Annotated in this window: 2 protein-coding genes; both read left to right on the top strand. The window is 57.9% G+C overall.

Annotation, left to right across the window (positions count from 1 at the left end; all coding sequences use genetic code 11):
- Positions 1-996: ATP-binding protein (locus FJ222_12600; protein MBM4165260.1), on the top strand; the 996-nt coding region annotated here is incomplete at its 5' end.
- 218 nt (positions 997-1,214) lie between these two features.
- Positions 1,215-2,495, top strand: coding sequence for an MBL fold metallo-hydrolase (locus FJ222_12595; GenBank protein ID MBM4165259.1), 1,281 nt, complete (start codon positions 1,215-1,217; stop codon positions 2,493-2,495).
- Positions 2,496-2,665: the final 170 nt, after the last annotated feature.

The following is a 2,665-nucleotide window of genomic DNA, read 5'->3' as shown; positions in this document are numbered from 1 at the left end:
GCACGCCGTCGCCAGGAAATCTGGCAGTCACACCTGCGGGAGAGCGTTCTGCAACCCCTGGTGACGGCAGAGGACGTGGCGGACATGGCCCGCAAATTCCGGGTGGGCGCCGCCGGTATCGCCAACGCCCTGGCGAATACCGCCCGGATCATCCCCGTGGGCTCCACCGACAAAGCAGCCGTGCTGGGCACACTTCGGGAACTGCTTGCCAGCCACGAACGCCTCACCGGCGGCGGTGCTGATGGCAAACTGATGGAACTGGCGTCTCAATATGATCCCGGGGCCGTCTGCACCGATGTGTCCGCCGAAGGCATCGTGGCAGGTCTCAGATCTTGTCAGGCGAGCCAAAGCGGAGAGCGTTCAGGCGTCAATCTGCTCTTCTGGGGGCCGCCAGGGACGGGCAAGACCGCCTTTGCGCAGTATCTGGCGCAATCCCTGGACAAGGAACTCATCATCCGTCGCGCCTCCGACCTGCTCAACATGTACGTGGGCGGCACCGAGCACAACATCCGGGAGGCCTTTGAACAGGCCAACCACGAGGACGCCATCCTGCTGCTCGACGAAGCCGATTCCTTCTTCATCGACCGTAGCCGCGCTCATCACTCCTGGGAAACCACCCGGACCAACGAACTCCTGACCCAAATGGAGAACCACCGCGGAATCATGCTTTGCTGCACCAACCTGCTGGACTACCTCGACCATGCAGTCCTCCGCCGGTTTGCATGGAAAGTGCAGTTCAAGATGCCGACACCCGAGGGCCGCCAGTGTCTCTACCGTCGGTACTTCGATGTTCAGGAGAATCCAGCGCCCAGGGACTGCTTGGACCGTGTGGCCCGAATCGAAAATGTCACACCTGGCGACATGAAGGCCGTGTGGGTTCGCTATCGTTTCCGCCCAGCAGCCGAATGGAACCATTCCGAAATCGTCCAGACGTTGTCCGACGAAGTGGCCTATCGCGGCCAGAAACACGCAGTTGTTGGCTTCCAACCAACGTAACGCAGAGAAAAACTTGTAGAACTAAAGAAGCCAGAGTAAAGTCAGTCCGGTGGATGGGGTTTGATTGGGGACACAGAAGCCGAACTCTGGATGATGACTGCTTGAAAGTACCATGCAAAGGGTTATCGCTAGCAAAAACAACGAGGAATGTGGCCCCGCCAGCCAGTAGCCAGTGCAACACTGGCTACTGGCGGGCGGGGAATTATTAAGGCACGGAAATGAAAGTATGTATTCATCGTGGCGCGAAGCAAATCGGCGGGACCTGCATCGAGATCGAGTCGCAAGGCAAACGACTGGTTCTCGATGTCGGGATGCCACTGGACGTTGATGATCCGGCCAAGGCCGAACTACCTGCTGTATCGGGTTTCGATAAAGAGGATCCTTCGCTGCTGGGTATAATCATTTCCCATCCGCATGCGGATCACTACGGGTTGGCTAATCGTGTACCTAAAACGACAACCTTCCTGATGGGCGAGGCGGCGGAACGCATCTTGGCCGCGTCCGCCGTTTTTACGCCCTCGGGCGGGTCGTTCGACAACGTCATCCACTTGGTAGACCGTCAGCCGATACCCCTCGGTCCTTTCGTGATAACACCGTTCCTGATGGACCATTCGGCCTACGACAGCTACGCCGTGCTCGTAGAAGCCGACGGCAAGGGCCTGTTCTACACCGGGGATCTGCGTGCGCATGGACGCAAGGCCAAGTTGTTTGAGCGCCTGGTTTCCCATCCGCCGCCAAACGTGAACGTCTTGCTCATGGAAGGCACCACCATCAAGCGGCAGGGGACCGATGAGGGCTTTCAAACGGAATTGGATCTGGAGAAAGACCTTGTACAGATTTTCCGTAACACCCCGGGAATGCCGCTGGTCTGGTGTTCGGGTCAGAATATTGATCGGCTCGTGACCGTGTTTCGCGCCGCCAAACAGACCGGTCGGCAATTCATTGTCGACATGTATACCGCGCATATTCTCAATGCCACCGGGAATCAGAACTTGCCACAGGCAGACTGGGCGGGCATGCGCGTCTTTCTGCCGAAGTTTCAGAAACAGCGGATTATACGCAACCAGGAGTTTGAACTTTCGACTACGTACAAACACTCTCGCATATACCCAGAGGACCTAGCCGCTGCCGCCAAGCATTCCGTGATGTTGTTTCGCCCCAGTATGCAGATTGACGTGGAGAGCGCGGCATGCCTGCAAGGGGCCTGCCTGGTCTACTCGATGTGGGAGGGGTATCTTTCAGATGAAAAGACCAAAATGGCGCTGGCGTGGCTCGAAGATCGCGGTGTCCACATGCACAAATGTCACACCTCCGGCCACGCCTCGGTCAAGGACTTGCAACGCCTACGGACTGCTTTTCAATCTGCTGTGGTGGTGCCCATCCACACGGCGCAACCCGAGCTATTTCAGGAAACCTTTGGAAACGTACAAGTGTGCGATGATGGTCACTGGTGGGCCGTTGGAGAGAGGGCCATTCGGGGACAGGCAATCCTTGTCTAACCTCTTGCAGCGCAAGCCCGTTGTCCCCTTCAATCGCCGCCCTGAGCCAGCATCAGCGCCCACGTGCTGATATTCGCCACCAGTTCTCCGGCAGCCGATCCGCCTTTTTCAGGCGCGTTCCCGTTTATCTTTCCGCCGTTTCGCCCATCAGGAGGCACGGTAGGTCCGTC

Source organism: Lentisphaerota bacterium, from assembly GCA_016873675.1.
Taxonomy (GTDB): Bacteria; Verrucomicrobiota; Kiritimatiellia; order RFP12; family JAAYNR01; genus VGWG01.
The sequence above is the reverse complement of the archived record's forward strand: the minus strand, read 5'-3'. Positions and strand labels throughout refer to the sequence as shown.